Genomic DNA, 5,972 nt, shown 5'->3' with positions numbered 1-5,972 from the left:
TGGCAGCCGGCGACCGCCGTCTCCGCCGGCCAGCCGTATGTATTCCTCGCCGGAGAGGCGGGGCTCGTCCGTGCCATGCGCCGCCTCGCCGTGGACGCCGCCGGGGTGCCCAAGGAGGCAGTGGCGTTCATGGGGTACTGGCGGCGCGGCGCCGCGGAGTGCTGATCGGCCCTAGGCGCCGCGGTCGGCGGGCGGGTACGACGGGTCCCGCAGCGCCCTGAGGACATTCGGGTAGCGCGACCCGGGCAGACGGTTCCCGATCGGATCGAAGTGCAGGTTCTCGTCGTCGTCCTCCCACGAGTCCACCGTGAGCCGGCCCAGCGTCTTCCACTTGCCGAGCGGCGTCGCATGTTGCAGGGTCCACGTGCCGCCGTCGCCGGTGGGGATCGCGGCCAACAGGAGCGGGCGACCCGCGATGAGCACCGGGAACATGGACGTCATGGTGCGGCCCATCGTGCGCCAGCCCGTGGTGAGGACGTACCGGCTCAGCGGGCCCGTGCCGGTGCTGGCCAGCAGGATGTCCACCGGCCGCTCGGCGTGGATGCGGACGGCCATCCCGCCGATATCGGGCACCGCGTCCGGCAGCCCCACCGCGCGGGAGAACCGGATCGTCGCCGGCCAGCGGCCCGTCACGTCCAGCAGGGACGACCCCGTGCGACCGACCCCGGTCACGCTCAGCGTGGCCTCGGCGATCACACCCTTGGGGTGCAGCGCCTTCGGGCGCGCGAGTCGCGCCACCGCGGCCACGGCGCCGAACGCGGACCCGGCCAGACTGGACAGGGGCGCCGAACGCAGCGCGACCTCCTTCGACTCCGTCGTGATGGGCACGAGAGCGGAGGACCGGGGGGAAGAAGGCTCGGCTGGAGAGCTCGCTGCAGCATCGTCGCGGCCGGCATTCCGGGTGCGTCGGGACATGGCCCCACGATACGCAGCGGTGCCGGGGACGGCGTCCGCATCCGAACGTCGGTCGGGTTCAGTCGTCCACGCCCCGGGCGGCCAACGCGTCGCCCAACTGGTCGGCGGTGGTGAGGGCGCCGAGCACGGTCGGCACGACGAGCGCGCGTATCGACATGCCCAGGCCACGGGCCTTGCGGGCCTCGGTGACCTGGCGAAGCCGACGCGCGAGCAGGGGGATGGCGCGGATGGTCAGTACCAACACCAGTGCGATCCGGTCCGGTGAGACACCGACGTGCCGCAGCGGCTGGGCGGCCCGCGTGACGGCGTCGAGCATGTCCGAGACCCGCGTGGTCAAGGCGACGAGGCCCGCCACGGTGATGGCGACCAGCAGGGCGCCGCAGACCCGTAGGGCGGTGTCGAGGTCGGCGACGATCCACTGGAGTACCAGGATCGCGATGAGCATCGGCAGCACCGGGCGGACCTGGTCCCACGCCGCCCGCGGACGGATCCGTCCGATCGCGTAGAGGGCCGCGGTCACCCCGAGGGCGGGCAGCACGTGCCAGGGCTCGCGTATCGCCAGGGTGGCGACGAGGATGAGCACGCACACCAGCAGGATCTTCCACCCCGCCGGCAGTCGGTGCAGGAGCGAGTTCCCCGGTTGATAGGTGGCGAACACCTAGGCCTCCAGCGCGATCCGCCGGTAGCCCGCCAGCGCGGGGCGGGGGGCGTCGTCGATCACGACCCGGCCGCCGTCGACCACCAGGACGCGGTCGAAGTCGGCGACGAGGTCCAGGTCGTGCGTCACCACCACCAGCTGCTGCTGCAACCCGGCGAACGTCTCGGCGACCAGTGCGCGGTTACGCAGATCGAGCAGGGTCGTGGGCTCGTCGGCGACCACCACGGCGGGTTCGATCACCAACACCGCGGCCAGGGCCAGCAACTGCTTCTGGCCCCCGGAGAGGAGGTGGCACGGATGTTCGGCATGGCCGGCCAGGCCGTAGGTCTCGAGCACCTGCGCGACTCGTCGTCGTCGCTCCTCCCGGTTCAGACCCGAACGGCGCAGGGAGAAGTCGACGTCCTCCTCCACGGTCGGCATGACGATCTGGGTGTCCGGATCGGTGAAGCAGAAGCCCACACGGCGGCGGATCGCCGCGCCCATGCGGCGGGTGTCGAGGCCGTCGACGGTGACCGTCCCGGTGGTGGGGACCACGAGACCGTTGATCATCCGAGCGAGCGTCGACTTGCCGCCGCCGTTGACGCCGACGATCCCGATGCGTCGCTCGGTGAGGGTCAGGTCGACGTCGGCGAGGACGGTCCGGTCACCGTAGGCGTGGCCGACCCCGTCGAAGCGGATCTCCGTGCTGGTCACTTCCGGCGCAGCGGCGCGATCAGGCCGGGACGTGCCTTGTGGACCTGCGTCGCGACGATCGCCGTGACGACCGCCTTGACGAGGTCACCCGGCAGGAACACCGTGTTGGCGGCGATCGCACCGCCGAGCGTCAGTTCGGTGCGGAGCAACATGCCGGCCACCCCGACGGCATAGATGACGACGATGCCGCCGAGGATGTTGATGAGCAGTCCCGGGACGAGCCGGTAGCGCGGCATGATCCACGCGGTGAGCAGGCCGATCACGATCACCGCCGGGATCCAGCCGATGAGGAAGCCCGCGGTGGGTCCGGCCAGCGAGGTCAGGGTCGTGCGGCCGCCCGCGAGCACCGGCAGCGCGAGACCGATGACCATGACCGCGAGCACCGACAGGGCGCCCTTGCGCCAGCCGAGCAGTGAGCCGGCGAGCATCACGCCGAGCGTCTGCAGGGTGATGGGCACACCCGCCGAACCGATGCTGATCTGGCCGGGCAGGCCCAGCACCACGATGAGAGCGGCGAACACCGCGATCTGGGCGAGGTCTCGGGTGGCGCTACGGGCCGGGGCCCGGTCGACGGTGGTGCTCACTGGACTCCTTGGCTCCGCGGGTGCTGCTCGACAGCCTGATCCGGTCCATTGTCGCGCGTGTCACGTCGGATGGCCTCATCGGGCTCCGGCGCGTGCGGTCGCCGGCCGGAGGGATGCCGCATAAAGTGACTCAGATCACAGTCGGGCGAGCGGGGGGCGGTGCGTCATGGGTCGAGCACCAGACGGACTCGGAGCCCTCACCGTCGCACTGCTCGCCGCTCTCATGCTCACGGTGGTGTCCGTCGTCCACTCGCCGACGACCGCCGGTGCCACGCCGTATTCGGTCTACCTCGATGTCCCGGCCGACAACGCCGACGGCGAGATGGCGGGCGGCGTCTCCACCGGGATGACCACCGACGTGGCCGAGCTCCGGGCCGCGCTCGACGTCGTGAGGGCGGCCCGTGTCGCTCCGGAGAGGTACTCGACCCTGGCGCGCCAGTACTGGTTGGCGGTGGGGGCGGAGAACGCCGACATCGACCTGGAGCAGTGGGAACCCGCCCGGGGGTTGGCGGCTAACCTCGACACGGTCGACAAGGTGTACGTCAACTACCTGCGCCTGTACAACTCCCACGACGGGTACTGGTGGGCCGGGATGGCCGGGCTCGCGGGGATGTCGTTCGCCGCCGGGTTCTGGGACCTCGACGACGTCGGCGGTGTGCTCACCGTTCCCGGGGTGCACGAGGCGGGGCTCGGGGTCGGGGGAGCGATGGCCGGGCTGCCGTGGGAGGTGGCCCGCGAGATGCCGCGCGACGTCCGGCTGCTGGCCACGGTCGGCCCCACACTGCGGCAACCCGACGTGGACTGGTACCTGCACCGACTCCTCGTCATGCAGCGGCACATATTCACGGACATGATCCCGGTGCACGAGGCCTACGCCGCGGGGGGCCTGCCCGCGGTCGAGGAACTCGCCGCGGGAGGTGCGTACGACGACTACGCGCTGGAATCCTGGCGGATGCTCGACGAGGGATCCCCCGACGGCCTGTCCGAGGCGCTGCTGCGGATGGCGTCCCGGGAGCAGAACCAGATCATCGCCGACCAGTGGGATGCCACCGCCTCCGGTCGCGGCGACGTCGGCCGGGTTCTCACCTACATCACCACCGTCGGCGGGGCGCCCGACATCCCGGGCGCCCGCACGCTGGGGCGGTTCCGACCACTCTCGGTCCGCGCGGAGGCGGGCGGTCAGCCGGTGGTCGCCCACACGCCGCTCCCGGCCTTCAACTGGGCCGACCGCGTACCCCGGTGGGAGTACATCGAACAGGACCTGGTGCCGGCGTACCGCTCGCTCGTCCGCGACCGCCCCGACGAGGCGCCGCGGTATCTCGACGTGGGTTTCCGTCCCCGTGCCGAGCAGAACCGGATCCTGGTGCGTCTGCCGGAGTTCGCCGGTCAGATGACCACGGGGTGGGCGGTCGTCCCGGGGCGGTAGGGGAGGACGATCACAACTCCCGGCAGGGCGACCGACTCGCCTGCTCGGAACCGCCCCTCGCCCTCGTGCCCGACACGATGCTGACATCGTGTCGCGAAGATCACCGGGCCGGTGCCGCCCGGATGTGCGCCCGCTCGCCCTGCCGGCCCACCAGGCTGAGGAACTCCACCGGGCCGGCGCTCGTGGCGCCGAACCAGTGCGGGGTGCGGGTGTCGAACTCGGCCGCCTCGCCCGGCGTGAGGACGAGATCGTGCTCGCCGAGGACCAGTCGGAGCCTGCCGTCCAGGACGAACACCCAGTCGTAGCCCTCGTGGACGTGGAGGTGGGGCTCGTCGTCGTCACTCCCGGTGGGGAGCACGAACTTGTACGCCTGGATCCCGCCCGGTCGGCGCGACAACGGGATCACGGTAGCGCCGTAGTCGGTGGCGATCGGCTGCAGCGTCACCCGCGGGTCACCGGTCGGCGGGGCGTCGACGAGTTGGTCCAGGGTGACGCCGTGTGCCCGCGCCAGCGGCAGCAGTAGTTCGAGGGTGGGTCGGCGCTGCCCGGACTCGAGTCGGGACAGCGTGCTGGTGGAGATCCCGGTGGACTCCGCCAGCGCGGTCAGTGTGAGGTCGCGGCGTTGCCGGAGGGCCCTCAGCCGCGAACCCACGGCGTCGAGGGTGCGGGCGGTCTGATCGGTCATGAGCCGAGTTTGCCAGACTGGCAAGGTTAGTTGCGACATCCGGGTGAAGGGATCATCGTCGAGGGGGACGGGGCCCGGAACCGGTGGCCCGGAGAGCGGAGGTCGACAGATGGACACGGACGATCAAGGACTGCGGGATGTGGTGGTGGTCGGTGGCGGGGCGGCCGGCCTGAGCGCCGCGCTGACGTCGGCCCGCGCCCGCCGTCGGGTGACGGTGGTGGACGCCGGCGAGCCGCGAAACGCTCCCGCCGAGGGAGTCCACGGGCTGCTCGCCCTGGACGGGGTGAGCCCGTCGGAACTGCTCGCGCGAGGCCGCGCGGAGGTCAGGGGGTACGACGGCGAGGTCATCGACGGCGAGGTCGTGGACACACGCACGGCCGGGCACGGCTTCGACGTCATCCTGCGCGACGGTTCGGTGCTGCCCACCCGCACACTGCTCATCGCGACCGGGGTGAGCGATGAACTCCCCGACATCCCCGGGGTCCGCGAGCAGTGGGGGCGCGGCGTCCTGCACTGCCCGTACTGCCACGGCTGGGAGGTGCGCGACCAGCGGATCGGCATCCTGGGGACCCATCCGATGTCCCCGCACCAGGCCATGCTGTTCCACCAGTGGAGCCGGGACATCACGTTCTTCAGCGGCGGTCGCCCGATCGACGAGCAGGACCGGGTCTCCCTGGCCGCCCTGGGCATCCCGATCGAGGAGCGAAGGATCTCGGGAGTGGCGGCCGACGGTGGGCGGGTGGTCGGCGTGGAGGTCGACGACGACGAGGTGATCGATCTGGACGCCGTGGTGGTGGCCACCCGGTTGACGGTCGGGGTAGAGCCGTACGCGGCCATCGGTCTGGAGGCGGTCGATCACCCGGTCGGCACGGTCATCCCGACCGACGAGATGGGCACCACCCCGGTGCCGGGGGTGTGGGCCGCGGGCAACTGCGCCGATCTCATGGCGCAGGTCGGAGCCGCCGCCGCCCAGGGGGCCCGCGCCGCGCAGCAGATCAACGCCTCGCTGAT

Annotated in this window: 8 protein-coding genes; 3 read left to right on the top strand and 5 right to left on the bottom strand. The window is 71.7% G+C overall.

What is annotated here, in order from left to right; translation table 11 throughout:
• On the top strand, nt 1–165 hold a 165-nt coding region (locus G6023_RS16395), incomplete at its 5' end, for an SIP domain-containing protein (RefSeq protein WP_182635694.1).
• A 6-nt stretch (nt 166–171) separates the two neighbouring features.
• Here G6023_RS16395 and G6023_RS12080 read toward each other — a convergent pair.
• The 4 genes from G6023_RS12080 to G6023_RS12065 all read right to left on the bottom strand — a co-directional run bounded on the left by G6023_RS12080 (nt 172) and on the right by G6023_RS12065 (nt 2,850).
• Nucleotides 172–828, bottom strand: coding sequence for a catalase family protein (locus tag G6023_RS12080; protein WP_347570769.1), 657 nt, complete (start codon nt 826–828; stop codon nt 172–174).
• Between the two features lie 145 nt (nt 829–973).
• A complete protein-coding gene (locus G6023_RS12075) occupies nt 974–1,573 on the bottom strand; it encodes an energy-coupling factor transporter transmembrane component T family protein (RefSeq protein ID WP_182635690.1) in 600 nt (199 codons plus the stop codon).
• Nucleotides 1,574–2,266 (bottom strand): energy-coupling factor ABC transporter ATP-binding protein, encoded by a 693-nt coding sequence (locus tag G6023_RS12070; RefSeq protein WP_182635688.1) that lies wholly within the window; start codon nt 2,264–2,266, stop codon nt 1,574–1,576.
• The gene (locus G6023_RS12065; protein ID WP_067713928.1) at nt 2,263–2,850 is read right to left on the bottom strand and encodes a biotin transporter BioY; all 588 of its coding nucleotides are present in this window, start codon (nt 2,848–2,850) and stop codon (nt 2,263–2,265) included. Before G6023_RS12065 ends, G6023_RS12070 begins: the two co-directional genes overlap by 4 nt.
• 166 nt (nt 2,851–3,016) lie before the next feature.
• Here G6023_RS12065 and G6023_RS12060 point away from each other — a divergent pair, with 166 nt between their 5' ends.
• On the top strand, nt 3,017–4,276 hold the full coding sequence (locus tag G6023_RS12060) for a hypothetical protein (RefSeq protein ID WP_182635686.1): 1,260 nt from the start codon (nt 3,017–3,019) through the stop codon (nt 4,274–4,276).
• A 100-nt stretch (nt 4,277–4,376) separates the two neighbouring features.
• On the opposite strand, the gene G6023_RS12055 is transcribed toward G6023_RS12060, so the two are convergent.
• Complete coding sequence (locus G6023_RS12055; RefSeq protein WP_182635684.1) at nt 4,377–4,961, bottom strand: type II toxin-antitoxin system RelB family anti-toxin; 585 nt, start codon at nt 4,959–4,961, stop codon at nt 4,377–4,379.
• Nucleotides 4,962–5,070: 109 nt separating this feature from the next.
• Between G6023_RS12055 and G6023_RS12050 the strand changes: the two genes are divergently transcribed.
• On the top strand, nt 5,071–5,972 hold a 902-nt coding region (locus G6023_RS12050), incomplete at its 3' end, for an NAD(P)/FAD-dependent oxidoreductase (protein WP_182635682.1).

The organism is Dietzia sp. DQ11-71 (assembly GCF_014144995.1).
In the GTDB taxonomy this organism is placed as follows: Bacteria; Actinomycetota; Actinomycetes; order Mycobacteriales; family Mycobacteriaceae; genus Dietzia; species Dietzia kunjamensis.
The sequence above is the reverse complement of the archived record's forward strand: the minus strand, read 5'-3'. Positions and strand labels throughout refer to the sequence as shown.

Coding starts and splice junctions, on each gene's coding strand:
- G6023_RS12060 (WP_182635686.1), top strand. CDS start 3,017: ATGGGTCGAGCACCAGACGGACTCGGAGCCCTCACCGTCGCACTGCTC.
- G6023_RS12055 (WP_182635684.1), bottom strand. CDS start 4,961: ATGACCGATCAGACCGCCCGCACCCTCGACGCCGTGGGTTCGCGGCTG.